Here is a 23897-nt window from a genome sequence, read left to right as displayed (position 1 = left end):
CTGGACGGGGTTCCGCATCGTGCCGACGGAGATGGAATTCTGGCGCGACAAGCCGTTCCGCCTGCACGATCGCCTGAAGTTTGAACGCGCCGGCGACGGGTGGGTTAAGTCGAAACTCTATCCGTAAAAAATACGAATTTTGAGCCCGTTCGGGCTCTTTCTTTGAACCACAGATTGCACAGATTACACAGATTTTGGTTTTCAGATTACCCTATTGGGGGGGGAATCTAAGGGCGCGCAGCGCCAATCTGTGCAATCTGTGTCATCTGTGGTTCTCAATAATGTCAAAGCGTCAGTTTGAGCCCGCCGCGTGGGCGCGACTTAGGGACCTGCGCATTGAAGGCACTAGCCAGCGGTCAAGGTACGACGCTCGTGAACGCGTAAGAATTTTCACCACGGATAGACACGGATGACCGCCTATCGGCGGTCGTCACGGATGGTTGGCGTGCGATTAAACCGGCATAAGCGCGGAATATCCGTGGGCTGCCCGCTGGCGGGCAGCATCCGTGCCTATCCGTGGTTAAGTCTTGCTGTTACCACCCCGACGGATCGGGGGAATAGAAGGGCCGCACGTCCGACACGCTGAGGCCCGCCGCATGGGCCGCCTCTATCCCTTCGTCGCTGTCCTCATAGGCATGGGCCTCAGACGGCGCGACACCCAGACGGCGGCAGGCCGCAAGGTAAAGGTCAGGGGCCGGTTTGCCGACGCCCGTATCTTCAAACGCTACCACCTCTTCAAAGCGCTCATAAAGCCCGATGGCCTTCAGCGTCGCCTCGACAATGCCCCTTTGTCCGCCGGAACAGACCCCTAGTTTCAGCTGGCCATAATAGGCCCTGACCAGCGCTTCGGTGGCCGGGATCGCCCGCACGGCGTCGATATGTTCAAGAAACAGAGGCGCGTTGCGTGCGGCGACGGCCTCGGCATCGAAGGCCACACCGGTATCTTGCGCCACCGCTTCCAGCAGGGCTTTGCGCGACCAGCCCAGACGCGCGGCGTAGAACTCGGTGCAAAAGTCGATTCCAAAGGGGGCCAAAGCCGCCCGAAACGCCCGGTAATGCGCGGCGAAGGTATCAGCCAGCGTCCCGTCGCAATCGAAGATCAGGGCTTTGGCGTGTGCGGGTGGGCGCAGCGAGTCAGCAAACATCATGCGAACTGTCTATACCAACCGCCCCGTCATGGCTTGACGAAAAGGCGTGGTGAGTCCAGACAGACGGGGTTTCCCCGTATCCTGAGTATCCTGCATGACCGACGCCCTTTCGCCCGACGCGCTACCTGACGCCCTTATTGCGCACCTGTCCGAAGGGGCTGATGACATCATCACCACCTCCTGCGCCGTGGTGATCCTGAAGGGCAAGCGCGCCTATAAGGTCAAAAAGAGCGTCGATTACGGCTTTCTCGATTTCACCTCGATCGAAAAGCGCCGCAAGGCCCTGCTGCGCGAATTGCGCTACAATCAGCGCATGGCCGCCGACATCTATCTGGGGGTTGAGGAGATCAGGGGCGAAAGCGTGCTGGTCATGCGCCGCTTCGATACGGCCGGTGTGCTGGCCGAACAGAGCCAGTCGCGCGCTGACTGGACGCCTGATCTCGACCTGATGCACGACCTGGGGCAGATCGTGGCGCAGTTCCATGCCGGGTCTGAAATCTGCCGCGACGCCGAACACGAATTCAACATCAAATACGTCATCGACTCCAACAAGAAGAATATCGAGGTCTTCCGCGACGAGCTGGGGGCCGAGGCGGTAGACGCCTATGACCGCGCCATTCAGGCCGCCTATGCGGAGCTGGTTGAGGATGTGAAGCGCCGCTTCTCTGAGGGCTATGTGCGGCACTGTCACGGCGATCTGCACCTCGGCAACATCCTGATCGAGAACGACAGGCCGGTGCTGTTCGACTGTATCGAGTTCAATGAGCGCCTGAGCCAGATCGACGTGCTCTATGACCTCGCCTTCCTGCTGATGGACCTGTGGGTGAGGGGGCATGACGCCGCCGCCAATACGGTGCTCAACATCTATGTCGAAAAGGCCGCGCGGCTGGAAGACGACATCCACAGCGTCTATGCCGGGCTGAACCTGCTGCCGCTCTATATGTCGGTGCGTGCCGGGGTGCGCTGCCACGTCAATGCCAATTACGGCGGCACGCCCAACTACGCCATGGAAAAGGCGAAGATGTATCTTCAGGCCGCCCACGCCTTCCTTCAGATGAAGCCGGCCGAGCTGCTGGCCGTCGGGGGGCTGTCCGGGTCGGGCAAGAGCACCCATTCGCGCCACATCGCCCCGCAGACGGGACGGGCCCCCGGTGCGCTGGTCCTGCGCTCAGATGAGATGCGCAAGCGCCTGTGGGCCTGCCCGGAGTTTGAGACCCTGCCGAAGGAAGCCTATACGCCGGAAGAGAATGCGCGCGTCTATAATCACATGTTCGATCTGGCCCGCACGGCGGTGCAAAGCGGTCAGTCGGTGATTCTCGACGCGACCTTCCGCAATCAGGACCGGGCGCGCGAAGCGAAGGCTTTGGCGGAAACGCAAGGCGTCGCCTTCAGGGCCTTGTGGATGGATGTTCCGGCGGATGAGCGTTTGCGGCGTGTCCTGCAAAGGCGCAACGACGTGTCGGACGCCACGCCGGACATTGCGGGGGCGCAGACCGATCCTCTGCTGGACACCACAATCTGGACCCTGACGCCGAACCCGTGAGCCGGCTCAGGGTAAATATCGCGTGAACGGGTGCATTTTTGACACCTTTCCTGCGTATTGTTCGCGCAACAACAGGTACACCGATGACGCGGCCTTGTGATTGTCAGAGGGTCGGGCCGGGGCACAGTAAAGAGTATAGGGCTGGGACAAAGTGTCTGACGAGATGACGCATTTTGACGGCGAAACCGCGGTGGATACTGGGCGGGCGCGCAAGAAGGGCTTTGGCTTTGCGCCGATCGCCTTTGTCATCAGCCTGTTTGCGCCCTTAACCTACCTCACGGCCATGCTGGCCACCCGCACCGGCTACATCAGCTACGATCTGGGCTTCAACACCATCGCCCTGAACTATGTGCCGAAGATGGCCACCCTGGCCATGATCCTGTCAGCCCTGTCCCTGCTGATCTCCCTGTTCAAGGCGCCGAAAACCTACGGACCGTGGGCCCTGGGCGCGGTACTGGTGTCGGGTTCGGTGCTGGCCGGTTACTACGCCTATGAGTTGCGGCTGAAGTCGAGTCCGCCGATTCACGAGGTGGCGACCGATTGGGAACGCCCGGTCACCTTCTCGACCAAGTTGATCGAGGCACGCGGTCCCGCGGCGCACGTGGTGGAAGACGCCCCCTATGTCGGGCGCAATGTCGCCTATGAATGGGCGGGTCAGTCGCTGGCGGCCATCAATGCCCAGACCTGCCCGCTGGCGTCTTCGGTTACGGGCCATACAAAAGACGCTGAGGCGGTGGCCCGCATCCTCAGAGAGCAGGGCTATGTGGTCTTCGGCAAATCCGACTGGCGCGTCGAAGCCACCTGGGAAGACCCATGGTGGGGCAACAGATCAGACATCGTGGTGCGACTCGATCCGGACAAGACCGATATCCGCTCGGTCAGCCGCGAGGAGGCCGTCGATCTGGGCGGCAATTGCCAGCGCGTCACGGCGCTGATCGCGCGCCTCAAATCATAGATTTTTTGCCACACAGGGCGACTTAACAGGGCGGCTTAAGATTTGCTTTACCCTCTCCATCTGTCGAGAGGAGCCCGTCATGCTGTCCCGTTTTGGCCTTTTTGTTTCAAAACGCGCCCTTTATCTGGCCACGGGCTGGCTGATCCTGTTTGCGGCGCAATTAAGCGTGGCCAGCTGCACCCCCGAACCTGTCACCGGCTACGCCGTGCGCATCAGCGCCGAACGCTGAGCCCCAAGCGTAACACCCGAATAAAACACCGATTTATGTGGGGACCAAAGGCCATCAGGGCGCGCCACATTCATGCTGCGATGCAACATAAAAAGTATTGAATCCTCAAAAAAAGTTTCTAAAGAAACAAATTTGCGTTTATCCAAAATTGGAGAACGGCCCTCAGAAGCTGCACTTTTGTGGGGATAAACGCAGCCTTTTATCTGCAAAAATTTGAAATCTTCCAGATATTTGTGAAGTTTCTGCTTCTAAAGATAGGGCGGCATACCTGCGTAAGGGCGGCGTCTTTTTTGTTAATAATTGAAAAAATTGGATATTTCAATTTTTCGCCCAGTTTGCGTTTCCACGGTGAACCTGTTGCGCCTTATTCACACCCTTCCGTTACCGGTGTGACTTAATTGGAACAGGTTACAATCGTTATTTAATCTTTCATGACGCACGATTGACGGAATTATGACGCGAGTGCCTTACTTCGCTCAACAGCCGGGATACGGCTGGATAACAATGGGCCCTGAACTCTCTGCGGGGCCCTAAATCCGGAGAACTAGAGTGATCAACAAATCGAAGCGATCAGGCCTGATGGTCTCGACGACGCTGTGCGGTGCGCTGTTGTCGGCGGTGGCCCTCACGGCACTCACCTCGGTCGTACCGACCGTTGCAGTGGCGCAGGACCTTACGTCGGGTACGCTGGCTGGTACCGTGAAGTCGGAAGAAGGCAAGGCGGCGGCGGGTGCCACCATCGTCATCACCGGTGAGTCGAACGGCTACAGCTCGACGACGAAGACCGATTCTAACGGTGCGTTCCAGTTGTCGCAGATCCCGTTGGGCCGTTACACTGTTTCCATCACGACGGCGTCGGGTGCCAAGGCTGAAGAAAGCGTTATCGTTACGCTGGGGTCCAAGTCGAGCTATGACTTCGTGGCTGGTGGTGCGGCGGTTGAAACCGTTGTGGTTCGGGGTAAGGCGCGTCGTAACCTCGACTTCGACCGTACGACAACCGGTTCGGTTCTCGACGTTCAAACCATCGCGAACCGCGTTCCGGTTGGCCGTTCGATTGAAGCCCTCGCGAACCTTGTTCCGGGCATCTCGATCAACGCCGTGTTTGGCCCGCCCTCGATTGCAGGGGCGTCTCCGGCTGAAAACATCTATTATGTCAACGGTATGAACGTTACGAACTTCCGTAACTTCCTCGGTGGCACGACCATTCCTTTCGACTTCTACGACCAGATCGAAGTCAAGACCGGTGGCTATTCGGCTGAATACGGCCGTTCGACCGGCGGTGCGTTCATTGCGACGACGCGTTCGGGTTCGAACACCTTCAAGGGTGGCGCTTCCTATTATTACATCCCGGAAAGCTTAGCCAGCAAGGGTGATTACGCTCCGGACAAGATCAACAATCAGCGCAGCCGCACTGAAATCCCGGATTCGTCTGAAGCCAACTTCTGGCTGTCGGGTCCGATCCTGAAGGATCATATCTACTTCTTCGCCTTCTACAATCCGCGCGATCTGAACAAGAAGAACGTCACCTACGATGCCAAGACAGGTCAGGTGTACAGCACCAGCACTGAGGCTCGTGATGATCCCTTCTGGGGCGGTAAGCTGGACTTCCAGCTCAACCCTCAGCAACGTCTGGAATACACCTACTTTACCGACAACCAGTCGGCCATCAAGCCGACGCTTTTTGCCAATCAGCCGACCAACAATGGTACGGTTGACGCGGCCACGGGCGGTGTAACCCGCATCGTCAAGTATACCGGCAAGTTCACCGACTGGTTTACGCTGTCGGCCATGTACGGTAACTCGACCTATAACCAGACGACGCTGTCCGATAAGGACCTGCAGCCGGCGGTTTATGAAAATGGCGGTATCGTGCGCGGTAACCCCGACCTTCAGATCAATACAGGTCGCGACGTGCGCAAGAACTACCGCATCGACGCCGACTTCTACTTTAACCTTGCCGGTAAGCACCACGTGAAGGTCGGCGCCGACCGTGAAGACCTCAGCGCGGTCAGCAACACCATCTATTCGGGTGGCGTTTATTACCGCTACTACACCGGCGCGCAGAACTGTGGTGGTACGGTTGTAACGAACTGCGTGCGTGTACGTAAGTACTCGAACTCCGGCTCGTTTGAAGTGCAGAACCAGGCCTTCTACATTCAGGACAGCTGGGATGTAACGGATCGCCTGAACCTGAGCCTCGGTGTCCGCAGCGACTCGTTCGATAACATGAACGCGGCCGGCGCGTCCTTCCTCAAGAAGGACAACATGATCTCCACCCGCGTCGGTATCGCCTACGACCCGACCGGTGACAAGTCCAGCAAGCTGACGGCCTTCTATGGTCGTTATTACCTGCCGATCGCTGCCAACACCAACATCCGTCTGGCTGGCGGTGAAGACTTCACGCAGGAGTTCTATAGCTACACCAGCCGTGATCCGAATACGCTTGTTCCGGTTCTGGGTACTTTCTACCGCAAGGAAATTCTGTCTGACGGCAAGATCCCGGATGCCTCTACGCTGGTTTCCGGCAATATCGATCCGCAATACCAGGATGAATACATCGTCGGTTACGAAAAGCGTATCGACAGCGGCTGGCGTCTGGGGGCGACCTTCACCTATCGCAAGCTGTCCGCGGTTATGGAAGATGCCGACATCGACTATACGCCGGCCTGTGCGGCTCTGGGCATCAGCGCAGCGAACTGCGGCTCCTTCGGTGGATCGGGCTACGTCCTGATCAATCCGGGCAAGGACCTTGTGGTTAAGCTGGGTGACTCCTTCGGCGGTGGCTGGGCGGGTAAGACCGTGACGGTTCCGGCTTCGGCTCTGGGCTTCCCGGAAGCGATTCGTAACTACCAGGCCCTGACGTTCAACTTTGACCGTCCGTGGGATGGTCAATGGTCGCTGGGCGGCTCGCTGACCCTGTCGCGCACCTATGGCAACATCGAAGGCGGCGTGAAGTCGGACAACGGTCAGGACGATACCGGCCTGACGCAGGACTTCGACGAACCCGGCTGGACCGATGGTTCCAAGGGTCTGCTGCCGAACCACCACGGCTACAACCTGAAGCTCTACGGCTCTTACAAGTTCAATGAGAACCTGCAAGGCGGCTTCAATGCCAACATCCTGTCACCGCGTAAGTACGGCTGTATCGGTGGCTATCCGTTCGATGACGGCCGCGCCTCTGACTCGACCATGACGGCCTGGTACTGCGGTGGCAAGCTGACGCCGCGCGGTGAGTCCTTCTCCGGTGACTGGATCAACACGCTCGACGTCAACCTGACCTGGTCGCAGCCGATCCCGATCGGTACGATCAAGATCACGGCTGATGCGTTCAACCTCCTGAACGCTCAGGGTGTGGATCAGTACGTTGAAACCGGTGAAACCTCGGTTGGTGTCGCAAGCCCGAACTATCGCTTGCCGGGTACCTATCAGGACCCGCGCTATGTCCGTATTGGTCTGAAGTACGAGTTCTAAGGGCTAACCCCTTTAGACGAAAAGAAACGGCGGCAGGGCAATCTGTCGCCGTTTTCTTTTGGAGTCACTGCCGTCGTGGGTCGGCAGAGGAGGGGCCACATGAAAGGGCCACAGACAAACAAAATGACTGATAAACAAAAACCGCGCCCGGAGGACCGGACGCGGTTTTTGTATCATCTGCCGTGGGGCGTGATCTTACTTGATCTTGCCTTCGCGGAATTCGACGTGCTTGCGCACGACCGGGTCGTACTTCTTCAGCACGAGCTTTTCGGTCTTGGTGCGGGCGTTCTTCTTGGTGACGTAGAAGAAGCCGGTGTCCGCCGTCGAGTTCAGGCGGATCTTGATGGAGGCGGGCTTAGCCATGGCGGAACCTTAACAAACGGATCGCGACCAACGGAATCTCCAGGCCGCACAAATATTCAGGAGCGCGGAAAATACGCATCCACGCGCGGAAGTCAATGGCCAATATGGCCTCGGTCTTCATTTACTTTTAAGAGACGGTCTCACCGCCGTTTGCCCTTCTTGGTCTTCGATTTTTCGGTAATGCCCTTCTGGCGCGCTTTGCCCGATTTGGGCCCGCCCTTGGGGCCTCCCGGCCCTTTACGGCGCAGCGCCGTATCGACGCGCGAGCGCACGCCCAGACGCGGGCGCGGAGCGTTGGGATCGGGGGCTTCGGGTTCGGACAGGGCCTTAAAGACCAGTCCGCCGGTCATCGGCATGGCCTCCAGCAATTGCACCTCGATCTTTCGCCCCAGCGTCCAGCGGCGGTGATGGCGTTCCCCCACCAGCGCGTGGGCCGTGTCATCGTGGATGTAATAGTCATCCACGAAGGACGAGGCCGGGATGATGCCGTCGGCCCCCGTCTCGGTCAGCTTGACGAACAGGCCAAAGCGCGTGACGCCGACGATGCGGCCTTCGAACGTCGCGCCCACCTTGTCTTCGAGGAAGGCCGCCACATAGCGCTCTATGGCCTCGCGTTCGGCCTGCATCGAGCGCCGCTCGGTGGTGGTGATGTGCTCGGCCGTATCGGCCATGGTCTTGACCTCGTAATCGGTCAGGCCGTCGTCGCCCAGCCTGAGCGCGCGGATCAGGGCGCGGTGCACGATCAGGTCGGCATAGCGGCGGATCGGCGAGGTGAAGTGGGCATAGCGGTCGAGATTAAGCCCGAAGTGGCCGAAATTCTCGGCACTGTAATGGGCCTGCATCTGGGTGCGCAGCACGACCTCATTGATGATTTCGGCGTGCGGCCCGTCCTTCTGGCCGTTGAGCAACTGATTGAACCGCTCGGTGCGCGGCGGCTCGCCCTTGTTCCAGGGTAATCCAATCGTGGCCAGAAAATCGGCCAGATTGCCGACCTTTTCGAGGCTGGGCTGTTCGTGGACGCGATAGATCAGCGGCGTCTTATGCTTTTCCAGCGTTTCGGCGGCGCAGACATTGGCCTGAATCATCATCTCTTCGATGAGCTGATGCGCCTCAAGGCTGACGCGGGCGGTAATGGCCACGACATTGCCCTCAGAATCGAGCTGCACCTTGCGCTCAGGCGAGTTGATAGCCAGAGGCTGCCGCTCGCGCCGACCGCGGCCCAGACAGGCGTGCGCGGCCCACAGGGGCTTCAGGAGCGTGTCGAGGATCGGCTGCGTCTTGTCATCGGGCGTGCCGTCGATAGCCGCCTGCGCCTGCTCATAGGACAGTTTGGCAGCGGAGCGCATCAGGCCGCGCACAAACTGATGGCCGATCTTCTTGCCTTCGGCATTGAAGACCATCCGCACGGCCAAAGTCGCGCGGTTCTCGCCTTCCTGAAGCGAGCACAGGCCCGACGACAGTACGTGCGGCAGCATGGGCTCCACGCGGTCGGGGAAGTAGGTCGAATTGCCCTTTTCGCGGGCGTCGCGGTCCAGTGACGAGCCCGATTTGACATAATGAGCTACGTCGGCAATGGCCACCCACACCACATAGCCGCCGGGATTGTTGGCGTCATCGTCGGCATGGGCATAGACGGCGTCGTCGTGGTCGCGGGCGTCCTGTGGGTCAATGGTGATCAGCGGCAGGTGGCGCAGGTCCTCGCGCCCTTTCAGGTCCGGGGCCTGCGCGGCCTCGGCCTCGGCTTCGGTGGCGGTGTCGAACCCGACCTTCAGCCCATGGGCATGGATGGCCATGATCGAGGCGATGCGCGGCGAGTCTTCCTTGCCGATCACCTCGATCAGCTTGGCGGGCTTGGGGCCATAGCGGTGGTTGCCGCCCTGCGGCGCGGCGATCACCACATCGCCCTCTTCGAGGGCGTCGATGGCCCCGGCGACGAGGGTATAGTTGTCCTTAGACTTGCGATCGACGCTTTCTAGGCGGATGTCGCGCGGGCCCTTGCGCGCCTTACCGATGCGCACCACGCCGATCAGCTTGGGCGCGCCCTGATCCAGCACCTTGACGAGGTGGGCGATCCACTCTTCAGAGGTCTGCTCAAAGCGCACATAGATGCGGTCGCCGACGGCCGGCGGCGTCTGGGCGATGGCTTTTTTCAGCGGGGCGAGGCGGGCCAGAGGCGGCTTGTGCTTCAGCTTGGGGTCATCAGATTTGCCCCATTTGACCCACAAATCGCCGTCGATGTCGCGCTCGACCACCTCGGCGACGCCGGTTTCGGGCAGGGCGCCGACGGCCCCGAACGATTTGCGCCCGCTCTTGTTCAGCTTGCCGGAGTCGGCCAGTTGCTTGAGCCTTTGGCGCAGGGCGCGGCGGTCTTCGCCCTTGAGGCCAAACTGCTTGGCTAGGGCGCCGACATCCAGCTCACGGGCGGACTTCAGAACGTCGAGGAGGGTGTCGTCATCCGGCAAACCAGAGGTGGCGCGGGGCGTAGAGGGTGTTTTCATGAGTCGCACTGTAAAGGGTTTGGCGACGCGAGGCGATGGAATTTCGCACGGCGGTTATGACATGGGCCGAGAGGGCGCAGATGTCACCACCTGCGCCGAGTTATGGGGTTTGGGGCCAACTGGCCCCAAGACCTTTATCTTTTACGCCTCCGCCTTGGTCTTTTTCGCAGGTGCTTTCTTGGCGGTGGTGGCTTTCTTCACCGCCGGTTTTTTCGCGGCAGCCGCCTTTTTTGCCGGGGCTTTTTTGGCCGCCGTCTTTTTCACGCCGCCCTTGGCCTCAATGAGCGCCAGCGCCTGTTCCAGCGTGACGTCTTCGGGCGCAGTGTCCTTGGGGATGGTAGCATTGACCTTGCCGCACTTGACATAGGGGCCATAGCGACCGGCCATGACCTGAATGGCGTCGCCCGATTCCGGATGCGCCCCCAGCTCTTTCAGCGGCGCGACCGATGAGGCCTTGCCCTTGGCATTGGCGCGCTTTTCGGCCAGCAGCACGACGGCACGGTTGAGGCCCACTTCGAAAATATCATCGAAGCTCGGCAGGTTGGCATAGGTCTTTTCGTGCTCGATAAACGGCCCGAAGCGGCCAAGCGCCGCCGTAATCGTCTTACCGTCTTCCGGGTGGTCGCCGACTTTTCGCGGCAGAGACAAAAGTTTCAGCGCGCGGTCGAGATCAATCGACGCCGGGGGCCAGGCCTTGGGCAGGGAGGAACGCTTCGGCTTGTCGTCTTTCGACTCCGCTTCGCCAAGCTGCACATAGGGGCCGAAGCGCCCGATTTTGAGCGCCACCACCTTGCCGGTTTCCGGATCGCTGCCCAGTTCGCGGTCACCAGAGGCGGCGGCCTCTTCGGAGGTGTTTTCCGGGTTGCCGACGGGGCGGGTATATTTGCATTCCGGGTAGTTGGAGCAGCCGACAAAGGCCCCGAAGCGCGAGGTCTTCAGGCTCAGTTGACCCGTGCCGCAGGTCGGACAGGCGCGCGGATTGGAGCCATCGCCCTTGTCCGGGAAGATGTGTGGGCCCAGCGCGTCATTGAGACGGTCCAGCACTTCGGAGACGCGGAATTCGCTGATTTCACCGGCCTTGGCGTGGAAATCCTGCCAGAATTCGCGCAGCAGCGCCTTCCAGTTCAGATCGCCCGCCGAAACGAGGTCGAGCTTTTCTTCGAGGTCGGCAGTAAAATCGTACTGCACGTAGCGCGAGAAGAACTGATCGAGGAAGGCGGTGACCAGACGGCCCTTGTCTTCCGGGATAAAGCGGTTCTTGTCCATGCGCACGTAATCGCGGTCGCGCAGCACGCTGAGGATCGAGGCGTAGGTCGAGGGGCGACCAATGCCCAGTTCTTCCATGCGCTTGACCAGCGAGGCTTCGGAATAACGCGGGGGCGGTTCGGTGAAGTGCTGCGCCGGCTTGATGTCGTGCACATCGACCAGCGTGCCGGTGCGCAGTTGCGGCAGGCGGCCACCGTCCTCGTCCGTCTCGTCGTCCTTGCCCTCTTCGTAGAGCGCCAGATAACCGTCGAAGGTGATGACCTGACCCGTGGCGCGCAGACCGATCGACTTGTCCTGATTGAGGAGGTCGATCGTGGTTTTTTCGACGCGGGCGGCCTCCATCTGGGCGGCCATGGTGCGCTTCCAGATCAGTTCGTACAGACGCGCCTGATCGCCCTCAAGGCGCAGGGTTTCAGGACGGCGATAGAGCGAGGTCGGGCGGATGGCTTCGTGGGCCTCCTGCGCGTTCTTGGCCTTGACCTTGTAATGGCGCGGCTCGGACGGCACGTAGGCGCTGCCGAAGCGCTCACCGATCACATTGCGGATTTCGGTGATGGCCGCCGGTTCAATATAGACGCCGTCGGTCCGCATATAGGTGATCAGACCGGTCGTTTCGCCACCAATATCAACGCCTTCATAGAGTTTTTGCGCCGTCTGCATGGTGCGCTGCGCGGAGAAACCCAATTTACGCGCCGCTTCCTGTTGCAGGGTCGAGGTGGTGAAGGGCGGGGGCGGGGTGCGCTTGCCCGGCTTCTGCTCGACCGATTCGACGGCGAATTTCGACAGCGAGATGGCCTTGCGCGCGCCTTCGGCCTTTTCGGCGTTGTCGAGGTCGAACTTGGCGAGTTTCTTGCCGTTCAGGACGTTCAGACGCGCCGTAAAGGGCGGCGAATTGGCCGAGACCTCGGCATCGACGGTCCAGTATTCTTCGGACTTGAACTTTTCGATCTCAAGCTCGCGATCGACGACGATCTTGAGCGCCACCGACTGCACGCGGCCGGCCGAACGCGCACCCGGCAGCTTGCGCCACAGGACCGGTGACAGGGTAAAGCCCACAAGGTAATCAAGCGCGCGGCGAGCCAGATAGGCCTCGACCAGCTCCATGTCGATCTGACGCGGGGCGGCCATGGCCTCACGCACGGCGGAGGCCGTAATGGCGTTGAAGGTGACGCGCTCGACGATCTTTTCCTTCAACACCTTCTTTTTATTGAGCACTTCCAGCACGTGCCAGGAAATGGCCTCGCCTTCGCGGTCCGGGTCGGTGGCCAGGATCACGCGGTCGGACTTCTTCGCGGCGTCAGCGATGTCGCTCAGGCGCTTGTTGGCCTTGGCGTCCACCTCCCAGCTCATGGCGAAGTCTTCGTCCGGTTTGACCGAGCCGTCTTTCGAGGGCAGGTCGCGCACATGGCCGTAGGAGGCCAGCACGGTATAGTCCTTACCCAGGTATTTGTTGATGGTTTTGGCCTTGGCCGGGCTTTCGACGATGACGAGGTTCATGAGGTCTTTAATAGGAGGAAAACCGACAATAGCAATAAGCGGTCGCTGAAAATTCCCGCCAACATGGGCTTGTGCGGCCAGCGTGTCAACGCAGAGGCGAAATTCAACCGGACGTCAGGCCATTTTGGCGGTTGCAACTTAAAGTTAAATGGGGATATGGTTCAGGCTTAAGTCGAATAAAAACAGACCCAGATAATCTCATGAGTGACACCCCTGCGCCCCTGCCGGAACCCACGGCCTATATTACCGACTCCGAACAGCGGGAGGCCGTGATCCGCTATATCCGCGATATGACGAAAGAGCTGTCGGTGCTGGCCGAACGGGCGCAATGCCCGCCGCTGAGCGACTGCCTGCGTAAGGCCTATCAGAAGGCCAGTAATCTGTAAGGCAGTCAGGCGCGGATATACTGTCCGTCGGAGGTCGTAACGATCAGACCGGCGATTTCCAGTTCCCCCAGCGCCGCCAGACCGACATGGGCCGGGGCCCCGCTGAGGCGCAGCAGGTCTTCGCGCGGGGTGGGGACGGGGCTGATAAGGCTCAGAAGGCGGTCACGCAGGGAGTCGATGGCCTCATCGAGGTCCGTATCGTCAAAGGCGCTGAGGGCATGTAGTGGCACCACGGGCGTGGGGCGCTCAAACAGCGTCATCTGGGCGTCGAGCGTGCGCAGGATGTCGTCCATGCCTTCGCACAGGGTGGCACCCTGCCGGATCAGGTCATTGGTGCCGCGGCAGCGCGGGTCGAGCGGCGAACCGGGCACCGCAAACACCTCACGCCCCTGTTCGTTGGCCAGTCGCGCGGTGATCAGAGAGCCGGATTTCAACTCGGCCTCCACCACAATCGTGCCGCGCGTCAGGCCACTGATGACCCGGTTGCGGCGCGGAAAGTCTCCGGCGCGGGCGCGATACCCCACCGGGCTTTCGGAAATCAGCACGCCGTAAGTGCGGATGGCCTGATAGAGGTCGGCATTGTCGGGCGGATAGATGTCATCGACGCCACCGCCCAGCACGGCCGCCGTCCCGGTCTTGAGGCTGCCCGTATGGGCCTGTGTATCTATGCCGCGCGCCAGCCCGGAGACGACGAAAAAGCCCGCTTCGCCCAGCTCTCTGGCCAGGGCGTGCGCAATGCGTTGACCGGCGGCGGAGGCATTGCGCGCGCCCACTATGGCGATGGCGCGCTCCGGCAGAGCGGTTTGTTCGCCCAGCATCCACAGGACGGGCGGTGCGGCGGAGATTTCGGCCAGCAGTTTGGGATAGGCGGCGTCCCCCAGCACCACCAGACGCGCCCCGGCGGCGCGACCCCGCGCCATTTCCGCTTCAACGGCCTCGATGGGGGCGGGGACGATGCCGCCCCCGGCGCGTTTGGCGATCAGGGGCAGGTTTTCGACGGCCTTCACGGCGCTGCCGAAGCGCAGGATAAGCTGATGGAAATGCACCGGGCCGATACGATGGGTGCGCGCCAGCCGCAACCGCGCAAAGCGTTCCGCCTCGCTGGTGCAGGCCGGAAAGCGTCCGAAAAAGTCCTCCCCCCCGTCGCTCATGGCGTCAGGCGTCCGCGGCGGGTTCGGCGCTTTTTTTCTTGCCGATTTTCGGTTCCTCGCCCTTGAGCAGGCGGCGGATATTGTCGCGGTGGCGCACATAGATCAGCACCGACATGAACAGGGCCATGACGACGAAGGCGTGCGGCTGATCGGTCACGAGGCCCAGCGGCGCGATCAGGGCGGCGGCCACCAGCGCGCTCAACGACGAAATGCGGAAGATAAAGGCGGTCAGAAGCCACGTCCCGGCGGCCAGCAGCCCCATCGGCCAGGCAGCGGCAAACAGGGTGCCGAGGAAGGTTGCCACGCCCTTGCCGCCCTTGAATTTCAGCCAGACGGGAAAGAGGTGGCCTAAAAACGCCGCCCCTCCGGCCAGCGCCATGCCGGTCTGACGGGTCGCCTGATCGACGCTGAGCAGCAGGGCGAAGGCCAGTCCCACCGCCATCGCGCCCTTGCCCGTATCGCCCAGAAAGGTGATCAGGGCCAGATCCTTACGCCCCGTTCTTAAGACATTGGTGGCACCGATATTGCCCGAACCGATGCTGCGGATGTCGATACCGGCCAGCTTCGTCGTCACGACGCCAAAGGGGATCGACCCCAGCAGGTAGCCGCCGATCACGGCAAGGGCAAAGATGGTCCAGTCGGGCAGAGGCATCGCAGGGCTTTCAATCATACCAACGGCCGAAGATGCTGACCGCATCCGGCCGTTGAAAACTCGATACTGTCTCATATGTATCAGAGACATGAGACCTTATCGAAAGGCATACCAAGAGTCATTTTCAATGACCCTTGGTATCAGGCCTGATAGACGATTCGCCCGTCCACCAGAGTCAGCTCTACCTTGCCCTGTAATGTGCGGTTTTCAAAGGGGGAGTTCTTCGATTTCGACAGGATGTCGCTTTCGCGCAAGGCAAAGGGCGCGTCGATATCCACCACAATCAGGTCGGCGGGCGCACCGGGCGACAGCCGCCCGGCCTCCAGACCGATCAGTTGTGCCGGATTGATCGTTACGGTGCGCAGCAGGTCGATCAGCGGAATCTCCCGATCGTGGTGCAGGCCGATCAGGGCCGCCAGCAGGGTTTGCAGGCCGATTGCGCCCGGCTCGGCTTCGGAGAAGGGGCGGCGCTTGTCTTCGGCGGGCAGGGGCGTGTGGTTCGACACCACTACGTCGATCAGGCCATCGGCCAGAGCCTCGACCAGAGCGATGCGATCGTCTTCGGAGCGCAGCGGCGGATCAAGGCGATAGAAGGTGCGGTAATCGCCAATGTCGATTTCGTTGAACACCAGATGGTTGATCGAGGCCGAGGCATAGACGTCAAGCCCCTTCGCCTTGGCCTGAGCGATGGCCTTGATGGCTCCGGCGGTGGTGATCTGATCGACCAGCAGCCGCGCCCCGGTCAGCTCGACCAGAGCCAGATCACGCTCCAGCGCGATGCGCTCCGCCAACGCCGAGACGCCCGAAAGCCCCATACGCGCCGCCATTTCACCGGAGGTGGCGACCGCGCCTTCGGACAGCCACGGCTCCTTGGGGCGGTGGGCGATCAGGGCGTTGAAGCCGTTGGCGTAAGAGAGGACGCGGGCCAGCACCTTGGAATTGATGATCGGGCGTTCGACATCGGTGAAATAGACGGCCCCGGATTCGCTCATCAGGCCGATTTCGGCCATCTGCTTGCCATTATGGCCTTTGGTGGCGGCGCCGGCGGGATAGACGTGAACCAGCTCGATATCGCGGGCGCGGCGCAGGATGAAATCGACCATGGCCGGCTCGTCGATCACCGGGTCGGTGTCGGGCTGCACCACCATCGACGTTACTCCCCCGGCCGCAGCGGCGCGGCTGGCGGATTTCAGCGTCTCCTTGGGCTCGGCCCCCGGTTCGCCCGTTTTGACGCGCAGGTCAATCAGGCCAGGACACACCACCTTGCCGTCGCAGTCAATGACCTTCATGTCGGCGGAGCCCGACGGCAGGTGCGCCGTGTGCAGCACCTCGGCAATGACCCCTTCGGTGAGGATCAGGCTGCCCGGGCCATCATAGTCGCTGGCCGGGTCGATCAGGCGGGCGTTCACAAGGGCTATGGGTTGCGATTGTTTTAGCATGGGGTTGCCCCTTCATAACTTATACCTCCCCGACGTGTCGGGGAGGGGGACCGCACAACTGAGCGCAGCGAAGGCGATGCGGTGGTGGGGGTTCTTAAATCAAATTCAGCGGACGGAGCGGCTAGCTGACGACGCGAGCCCCCACCCCCACATCTCACCTGCCTAACGGCAGGCTCGTGCGGTCCCCCTCCCCGGTACACCGGGGAGGTAGAAGGCATGGTGACCCTCATCGGTCGGTCTCCAGACGCGCGGCCAGCGAGGCCAGAACGGCCATGCGCGCAGCGACGCCCATCTCCACCTGATCCTGAATGAGCGAGATCGACAGATCATCGGCCACTTCGGAGTCGATTTCGACGCCGCGGTTCATCGGGCCGGGGTGCATGACGCGCACATCCGGCGCAGCGACGGCCAGCTTTTCACGATCCAGACCGAAATAGCGGAAATATTCGCGGGTCGAGGGGATGAAGGCCCCGTCCATGCGCTCAAGCTGAAGGCGCAGCATCATCACCACATTGGCCCCGGTAATCCCGGCCTTCATGTCGTGGTAGACCTCAACGCCCCATTCGTCGGCGTCGCCGGGGATGAGGGTCGGCTGCCCGACCAGACGCACATTGGCGCCCATCGCGTTGAGCAGGATGACGTTGGAACGCGCCACGCGGCTATGGGCGACATCGCCGCAAATGGCGACCGTCAGGCTATCGACATGGCCGAAGGCGCGGCGGATCGACAGCATGTCAAGAAGGGCCTGAGTGGGGTGCTGATGCTGACCGTCGCCGGCATTGACGACGCTGCACCCGACCTTCTGCGCCAGAAGCTGGGCTGCCCCCGACGCCGAATGGCGCACGACCAGCAGATCAGGCTTCATGGCATTGAGCGTCACCGCGGTGTCGATCAGGGTCTCGCCCTTGGCCACGCTGGAGGTGCGCGGGTTCATATTGACCGTATCGGCCCCCAGACGCTTCCCCGCCAGTTCAAACGACGACATGGTGCGCGTCGAGTTTTCGAAGAACAGATTGACCTGCGTTCGCCCCTTGAGCAGGTCGAGTTTCTTATTGGTCCGCCGGTTCAGTTCCACGAACACGTCGGCCAGATCGAGCAGGGCCACAATGTCGGGCGGATCAAGGTCCTGCGCGGCATTGAAATGCCGTTTGGGGAAGGGAAAGAGGCGCGACTGGAGCATCTCCAGCAACACCTGCGGATCTTGGGGGGCAGTGCGCGTCATAAAGGGCGGCTATACCCCACGACTCAAGGGGAGGGAAGGGGCGAACGGTTTAAAGTTTCAACTAAACCGTCACGCCATTTTTGCTCACCGACGCCATGGTAAGCATCTACCTCAATTTTAGTGCCGTAACTTTGCCACGGCTTCGCGCTGGATTGGGCTGAGGGCCGGCGTTATTTGTGTCATAGACATCGCCAGATATATAAAGTGTTAGGTTAGGTGACAATGAAAGTGTACCTGAAGCCGGATAACTCCATCTGGATGTATGGTCTTTCAGATCAATCGCGTAAATGGCTTTGTCCGTTCCAACAAAGGCCAGATTATTCGTAATAATGACATTGCGATGGAAATATTCGCCTGCAGGAGGCGTCCACGACCAGAGTACGGCACCTGTGGTTTCGTTTATGGCGTCAAAGCTGTTTGGATTGTTGCGAGCGGCATAGAGCACTCCTTTCGCTAAGGCGGGGCTGGTGAAATAGTTATTTGCTGTTTTCCACTGATCCGAATTGGCATTGAGGCTGTAGCTCACTAGCGGACGTTGATTGTAGTGTTCAGAATTTACGGTGTTTACAGGATAACTCGTTGTTCCACTGTATGAAATAACGTTAGACTGCCCGCCAAGTATTACCCCTGCTCCAATGTCGTATCCCGCCCAGGTGGAATATGGATCAAGCAGACTTTTGACGAGTGCGCCATCCGATGCGCGGACGACATTCAGGTATTTTCCGTTGTAATAATACACATAAGTACCGTCTGTGGCGGAGTACGTAGTGCCATAGATTGTATAAACAGTATTGTGTTTCCATTGGGTTGCGCCCGTGGCTGAGTAACCATATAGTACGGTGCCGAACTGGCCTCCATAGAAGAAAATGTTGTCGGCCGTAACAGTTGGGTAATCGCCCTGAATCCATTGCGTATCAAAATCGTAAGATATTGACATGGTGCCATTGGCGGCATTTATCACATGTAGCTTTCCTATTTGAGATGAGCTTACAGTGGCCGCATATATCTTACCGTTAGCTAGGGTCGGTTGACCCACCTTGGCCATATCCCCTAAATTATAAGTCCACTTTTGAGAGCCGTCAGCTTCATTGAAGGCGACGATTGAAGTTGGGCGATTCAGATTAAAGTTATTTGGTATCTGTGTGGTAACATAGGCCGTTCCGTTATCGGCAATGACCGCTGATACGGCCGAACTGATCGCCGGGCTCCATTCCCACGCACGAGCGAATTTGCTGACGTCTAGAGTGACTGGCACATAGCCTGTTTGCAGGTTGGTCCGCTGATACCTCCCCCAATCTTTCAATTTTATAGTCAGGCTGTAAGGTAAGGTAGCTGTCGAACCCGGATACACCTGAGTGCAGCCTGCATCTTGACAAAGCCTAAAAGTAATAGACCCTGTAAATACACCCCCGCCTATGTCGGCGAGCGGGCGTGCGGTTATATTGTATCCTGTAGATATAGAGCCTGTAACTGTTACTGAGCTAAAAACAGACTTATCATATTGCACATCGGTCAGAACATTTGTGTTTGATGTCCCCGAAACCGCAGCAACTGCGGTTATATCTGGTGGCGTCTCATCCTCATTTATCACTGCCGGGACGCTTTGTTGCGATAAAACTACACTTAGGGATGGAAGTGATGGTTGGGTTGGCGTTGTGCCTACGCTTGTATTCCCTCCACCTCCTCCTCCACAGCCTGAAAGTAACACCGCCATGGATGTAACCCAAAACGCATGTCTCATATCAGTTCCCCCTCGTTTTAAAACCAAACGGTTATTTATGGCGAAATTAATATGACACCGCCAAACGGTCAAGTTTGTATGGATGCACGCGATGGTGTAGTTTTTTGTGACGTTTCAAGCCGAAAAGTGGATGCCACTTTTCGGCTTGAAGCTCTGATGGCTGAACTGCAAAAACAAACTCTTGTTAATTTGTTCGTAATAAAAAGGCGCTGTTTCGGTTACACGATACAGTGCAGTTTTATCTTATATCTCAGGTTTTATCCGGGCCTACTTCAGCGACGCGATGTCGATGACAAAGCGGTAGCGCACGTCGGACTTGATGACGCGCTCATAGGCGGCGTTGATGTCCTGAATGTCGATCAGCTCGATATCCGAGACGATGTTGTGTTCGCCACAGAAGTCGAGCATTTCCTGCGTTTCCTTGATCGAGCCGATCATCGAACCGGCGAGGGTCTTGCGGCCGGGGATCAGAGAGAAGGCGTGCACCGGGATGGGGTTGTCCGGCACGCCGACCAGCACCATGGTGCCATCGACCTTGAGCAGCCCCAGATAGGCGTTCCAGTCGATCGGGGCCGACACCGTATTGATGATCAGGTCGAAGCTGCCCGCCAGAGTCTTGAACGTCTCGGCGTCATTGGTGGGGTAGTAGTGATCGGCCCCCAGACGCAGGGCGTCGTCCTTCTTGGCCAAAGACTGGCTGAGCACCGTGACCTCGGCCCCCAGCGCGTGGGCCAGCTTGACGCCCATATGGCCAAGCCCGCCCAGACCGATAATGGCGACCTTTTTGCCCGGCCCGGCGTTCCAGTGCTTCAGCGGTGACCACAGGGTGATCCCGGCGCACAGAAGCGGCGCGGCGGCGTCCTTCGGCAGGTGGTCCGGCACGCGCAGCACATAGCCTTCCTTGACCACGATATGGTCGGAATAGCCGCCATAGGTCGGCTGACCGTCGGCATCCAGATTGTTATAGGTCTGAATCAGGCCCGGCAGATACTGTTCGCGGTCCTCGTCGCGGGTCTGACAGTTGACGCAGGAATCAACGAAGCAGCCGACTCCGACCGTGTCGCCTTCTTTGAATTTGGTCACCTTCTTGCCGACCTGACGCACGCGGCCGACGATTTCGTGGCCGGGCACCTGCGGATAGATGCCGGGGAACCATTCGTCGCGCACCTGATGGATGTCGGAATGGCAGACGCCCGAATAGAGGATGTCGATGACCACATCGTCTTCGTTGGGGGCGCGGCGTTCAAAGGTAAAGGGTTCGAGCGGGGCCTTGGGCGAAGGCGCGGCATAGGCTTTGGCGAGCGTCATGGGAAATCCTTGCAAAATCGGAAGCGTTCGGCCGCAGGAAAGGCGTGGCTTGAGCCGTTACGGCTGAGGCGGGCGAACGGATCGGATATAGGAAGCGTGCCGGGGCCTTGCCAGCCCGAAGCTGTGTGCAAATTTATGTAAGTAGGTGGTAGAGCCACAGCAGGAAGGGCAGGCTGATCAGGCTGAGCGAGGTGGTCAGCGCCACGATCCCGGCCATCAGCGGCGCGTCACCGCCCATGTGGCGGGCCTGGACATAGGCGACGGCGGCGCACGGGGCGGCCCCGCAGCACAGGGCCACACCCTGCGCTAGGGCATCGCCGCCAAACAGCCGACACAGGCCCCAGCTGATCAGCGGCACGATCAGCACCTTGAACGCCGAGGTGGCGACGACCAGCAGCGGCTGGCTGCGGATATAGGCGAAGTTCAGCCCGGCCCCGGCCAGAATGAGGCCCGTGGGAATGGCCGCATCGCCCAGCATCTTCAGGTCTTTTTCGATAAACGGCACGGATGGCGCGCGCACCACGTTGAGCGCCAGCCCGATCAGACACGACAGGAAGATCGGGTTGGTGAACAGGCGCGCCATGACGCCGCGAAAGCTGCGGTCCACCGTGTCTTCGCCTTCGGGCTGCCCCCAGCGGGCCAGCACCAGTATCGAGGCCATATTGCTCAAGGGGATGAGCGCACTCATGGCCACGGCGGCCAGGCCTACGGCCTGTGCCCCGAAGATCGAGGTGGCAATGGGCAAAAAGACGAAGGAGTTGAAGCGGATCAGGCCCTGAAAGACGCTGGTGTAGGTCGGGCCGGACAGGCGCAGCACCGGTTTCAGGGCAAAAGCGATCAGGATGGACAGGGCCAGCGACGTACTGACGGCCAGACTGATCGGGCCGGCGCTGAGGCCCGACAGGTCGGCGTGCCAGATGGCCGGAATCAGAAAACCCGGGTAGAAGACATAGACGGCGATGCGCTCAATCGGCCCCCAGACCGACGGCGGCAGAAACCCCGAAACCTTCAGCCCGAAGCCCAGCGCGATCAGCAGAAACACCGGCAAGATGCCGTTGATGAAGATGTCGGGCGTCATTTTTTATCCCTCACGCCCCTGTTGCGGCGCGACAGGCTCCGGAAGGGCGGCGAAGGCTCGCCGGGGCGCGCTTGCGCCCTTTGGCAGACGCAATGGGCTCATGTGGCGCTTCTTATGCGGTCGAGCGCGCCCTGAAGAATATAGGCGGCGGCAGAACGGTCGATGACCTCGGCGCGTTTGGCGCGCGTCAGGTCGGCCTCTTCGATCAGAAAGCGGTTCATCACCGACGACGACCAGCGCTCGTCCCAGAAGGCGATGGGCAGGTCGGGCTCAAGACCTGCGGCGGCGAACTTTTCCGCGGGCAGGCGCAGCAGGTTGCGGGCAAAGGCGCGCACCGACTGACAGCGCGGGCCTTCGGTGCCGTCCATATTGACCGGCAGGCCGATGACGAGGCCCGACGCTTCGCGCTGCTTCATCAGCAGCAACAGGCGTTCGGCCTCCTGCGTGAACTTGCTCTTTTTGATCAGCTCCAGCGGCGAGCCGATGCTTAAGGAAATGTCGCTGACGGCGACGCCGATGGTCTTTTCCCCCAGATCGAGCCCGATCAGGGCGCGGCGCGGCGGCAGGGCGGCTTTCAGTTCGGTGATGTCAAGTATGGCCATGCGAGGCGGTGTGGCGCGCGGGCGTAAGCGAGTCAACCGCAAATGCAGCGGCGTTGCCCCGAATGTGGCGCGATTGTGAATTACGCTTATGTAATTAATGAATTGAATGTAATCTATTGCGCTTATTTAATAATAAAATTCTGGATTTTTACTTCTGATTGCGGGATTTGAGTGTCTATCCAAAGCAACGGGAGATAACAAAATGCCGAAAACAATACTGATGTGTGTCGCGGGTGTCATGCTGCTGACGGGCGGGAGCGCCGTGGCCGCAGAGGAACTGCCGCAAAAGACGATCCGCTTCGCGGATGCCAACCTCAATGATCCCGCGCAGGCGAAACAGGTGCTGAGGCAGATCCGCACGGCCGCCAAAGAAGTATGCGCCGAGGGGCTGGTCTCCCCTAACGGCTGGGTCATCACGGATCGTCAGTGCGAACGCGCTGCCGTTCGGGAGGCGGTCCACAAGGTCGGGCATCCGGGCCTGAGTCGTGTCGCAGTTGAGGCGGGTGACGTCCGCGGGGACGGTTCGTCGCCTATTCTCGGTCAATGGGCGGAAAAGTAGTTTTCTGTACAAAATGTAATAATTGACGTGCGCGTCGGCCTTTGCAGGTCGGCGCGTTTTCATTTCAAAATATACCATTCAATAAACTGTCACAAAATAAACTAACAAAATTTCATGAACTGAAATTAATAGATGGCAAAGATTTAATAATAAAATCATGGATTCTGTTTTTCGTCTGATTTATTGAATGCATCACAAGTTAAGCGTCCTCAAACATTCAATAAGGAGCGGGTTATGAAGGTAGTGGTTTTTGTTCTTGGTGCGGCGCTGTTGTCCGGCGCGTCCATGGCTCAGGCGGAAACGGTGGAGACGCGGCGTGTGGCCACGCGCGATCTCGACCTTTCGACGCCGAAAGGCGTAGAGCGGCTCTATAGCCGTATCCAAAGCGTCGCCGAAGACGTGTGTCAGTCATCCGAGGGGCCGCTGACGGCGGCCGAAGCCGAGCGCGTGTGTCAGGTGAAAGCTGTCGATGAGGCGGTCAGCCGCTTCAATTCACCCCTGCTGAACCGCCTGCATGCGGCGCACGCCCCGGCGCAGGTCCAGGGTGAGATGCGTCTGGCCGAACAGTCGGCAAAGACCACGCTGCGTGGCAAGTAATCGTCGTTCTTATTTCACACAATACTGGAGACTAACCATGCTTATGAAGCTCACCGCCCTGACGACTCTGGCCCTGTCGCTCAGCCTTGTCACCCCTGTATCCGCCGAACAGCGTGACATTGAAACCCGTGCCGTGGTGCAACTGCCCGCAGTGCTTAGCGATGCCAAAGCCGTTGAAAAGGCCTATGCGCG

The 23897-nt window shown here is 59.8% G+C and carries 20 protein-coding genes; 8 read left to right on the top strand and 12 right to left on the bottom strand.

The genetic code is table 11. From position 1 onward, the window contains the following. A partial coding sequence (locus tag Q0072_RS03925) for a pyridoxine 5'-phosphate oxidase C-terminal domain-containing protein (protein ID WP_298326027.1) occupies positions 1–127 on the top strand: 127 nt, incomplete at its 5' end. Between the two features lie 406 nt (positions 128–533). Here Q0072_RS03925 and Q0072_RS03920 read toward each other — a convergent pair. Next, positions 534–1148: an HAD family phosphatase gene (locus Q0072_RS03920; protein ID WP_298326024.1), complete on the bottom strand. Its 615-nt coding sequence runs from the start codon at positions 1146–1148 to the stop codon at positions 534–536. 94 nt (positions 1149–1242) lie between these two features. Here Q0072_RS03920 and Q0072_RS03915 point away from each other — a divergent pair, with 94 nt between their 5' ends. The 4 genes from Q0072_RS03915 to Q0072_RS03900 all read left to right on the top strand — a co-directional run bounded on the left by Q0072_RS03915 (position 1243) and on the right by Q0072_RS03900 (position 7346). Then, entirely contained in the window at positions 1243–2691 is a 1449-nt protein-coding gene (locus Q0072_RS03915; RefSeq protein WP_298326022.1) for a bifunctional aminoglycoside phosphotransferase/ATP-binding protein, read from the top strand. A 151-nt stretch (positions 2692–2842) separates the two neighbouring features. Then, positions 2843–3646 carry a DUF1499 domain-containing protein gene (locus tag Q0072_RS03910; RefSeq protein WP_298326018.1) on the top strand — a complete coding sequence of 268 codons (804 nt, stop codon included), beginning with the start codon at positions 2843–2845 and terminating at the stop codon, positions 3644–3646. Between the two features lie 79 nt (positions 3647–3725). Next, a complete protein-coding gene (locus Q0072_RS03905) occupies positions 3726–3875 on the top strand; it encodes a hypothetical protein (protein ID WP_298326015.1) in 150 nt (49 codons plus the stop codon). Positions 3876–4424: 549 nt separating this feature from the next. Further along, complete coding sequence (locus Q0072_RS03900) at positions 4425–7346, top strand: TonB-dependent receptor (protein WP_298326013.1); 2922 nt, start codon at positions 4425–4427, stop codon at positions 7344–7346. A gap of 195 nt (positions 7347–7541) precedes the next feature. On the opposite strand, the gene rpmG is transcribed toward Q0072_RS03900, so the two are convergent. The 3 genes from rpmG to topA form a co-directional block, all read right to left on the bottom strand. Beyond that, positions 7542–7709, bottom strand: a complete 168-nt coding sequence (rpmG, locus tag Q0072_RS03895; protein WP_013480935.1) for a 50S ribosomal protein L33 — start codon at positions 7707–7709, stop codon at positions 7542–7544. A gap of 140 nt (positions 7710–7849) precedes the next feature. Next, entirely contained in the window at positions 7850–10207 is a 2358-nt protein-coding gene (rnr, locus tag Q0072_RS03890; protein WP_298326008.1) for a ribonuclease R, read from the bottom strand. Positions 10208–10348: 141 nt separating this feature from the next. Beyond that, entirely contained in the window at positions 10349–12970 is a 2622-nt protein-coding gene (topA, locus tag Q0072_RS03885; RefSeq protein ID WP_298326005.1) for a type I DNA topoisomerase, read from the bottom strand. Positions 12971–13170: 200 nt separating this feature from the next. On the opposite strand from topA, the gene Q0072_RS03880 reads away from it, so the two are divergent. Next, positions 13171–13356, top strand: coding sequence for a hypothetical protein (locus Q0072_RS03880; protein WP_298326003.1), 186 nt, complete (start codon positions 13171–13173; stop codon positions 13354–13356). Positions 13357–13361: 5 nt separating this feature from the next. Here Q0072_RS03880 and dprA read toward each other — a convergent pair whose 3' ends face one another. The 8 genes from dprA to ruvX form a co-directional block, all read right to left on the bottom strand. Continuing rightward, entirely contained in the window at positions 13362–14507 is a 1146-nt protein-coding gene (dprA, locus tag Q0072_RS03875) for a DNA-processing protein DprA (RefSeq protein ID WP_298326001.1), read from the bottom strand. A 4-nt stretch (positions 14508–14511) separates the two neighbouring features. Further along, positions 14512–15159, bottom strand: coding sequence for a glycerol-3-phosphate 1-O-acyltransferase PlsY (gene plsY, locus Q0072_RS03870; RefSeq protein ID WP_298325999.1), 648 nt, complete (start codon positions 15157–15159; stop codon positions 14512–14514). A gap of 140 nt (positions 15160–15299) precedes the next feature. Beyond that, positions 15300–16598, bottom strand: coding sequence for a dihydroorotase (gene pyrC / locus Q0072_RS03865; RefSeq protein ID WP_298325997.1), 1299 nt, complete (start codon positions 16596–16598; stop codon positions 15300–15302). Between the two features lie 226 nt (positions 16599–16824). After that, complete coding sequence (locus tag Q0072_RS03860; RefSeq protein WP_298325995.1) at positions 16825–17820, bottom strand: aspartate carbamoyltransferase catalytic subunit; 996 nt, start codon at positions 17818–17820, stop codon at positions 16825–16827. 106 nt (positions 17821–17926) lie between these two features. After that, positions 17927–19534 carry a PQQ-binding-like beta-propeller repeat protein gene (locus Q0072_RS03855; protein WP_298325992.1) on the bottom strand — a complete coding sequence of 536 codons (1608 nt, stop codon included), beginning with the start codon at positions 19532–19534 and terminating at the stop codon, positions 17927–17929. Positions 19535–19828: 294 nt separating this feature from the next. Next, positions 19829–20869: an NAD(P)-dependent alcohol dehydrogenase gene (locus Q0072_RS03850; RefSeq protein ID WP_298325988.1), complete on the bottom strand. Its 1041-nt coding sequence runs from the start codon at positions 20867–20869 to the stop codon at positions 19829–19831. A gap of 133 nt (positions 20870–21002) precedes the next feature. After that, positions 21003–21947 (bottom strand): AEC family transporter, encoded by a 945-nt coding sequence (locus tag Q0072_RS03845; RefSeq protein WP_013480643.1) that lies wholly within the window; start codon positions 21945–21947, stop codon positions 21003–21005. Between the two features lie 98 nt (positions 21948–22045). Next, the gene (gene ruvX / locus Q0072_RS03840) at positions 22046–22549 is read right to left on the bottom strand and encodes a Holliday junction resolvase RuvX (protein WP_013480642.1); all 504 of its coding nucleotides are present in this window, start codon (positions 22547–22549) and stop codon (positions 22046–22048) included. A gap of 202 nt (positions 22550–22751) precedes the next feature. Between ruvX and Q0072_RS03835 the strand changes: the two genes are divergently transcribed. Both Q0072_RS03835 and Q0072_RS03830 read left to right on the top strand, forming a co-directional pair. After that, positions 22752–23108 carry a UrcA family protein gene (locus Q0072_RS03835; protein WP_298325981.1) on the top strand — a complete coding sequence of 119 codons (357 nt, stop codon included), beginning with the start codon at positions 22752–22754 and terminating at the stop codon, positions 23106–23108. Between the two features lie 234 nt (positions 23109–23342). Beyond that, complete coding sequence (locus Q0072_RS03830) at positions 23343–23705, top strand: UrcA family protein (RefSeq protein WP_298325979.1); 363 nt, start codon at positions 23343–23345, stop codon at positions 23703–23705. Positions 23706–23897 lie beyond the last annotated feature (192 nt).

Origin of the sequence: Asticcacaulis sp. (assembly GCF_027484505.1) — a bacterium.
In the GTDB taxonomy this organism is placed as follows: Bacteria; Pseudomonadota; Alphaproteobacteria; order Caulobacterales; family Caulobacteraceae; genus Asticcacaulis.
The sequence above is the reverse complement of the archived record's forward strand: the minus strand, read 5'-3'. Positions and strand labels throughout refer to the sequence as shown.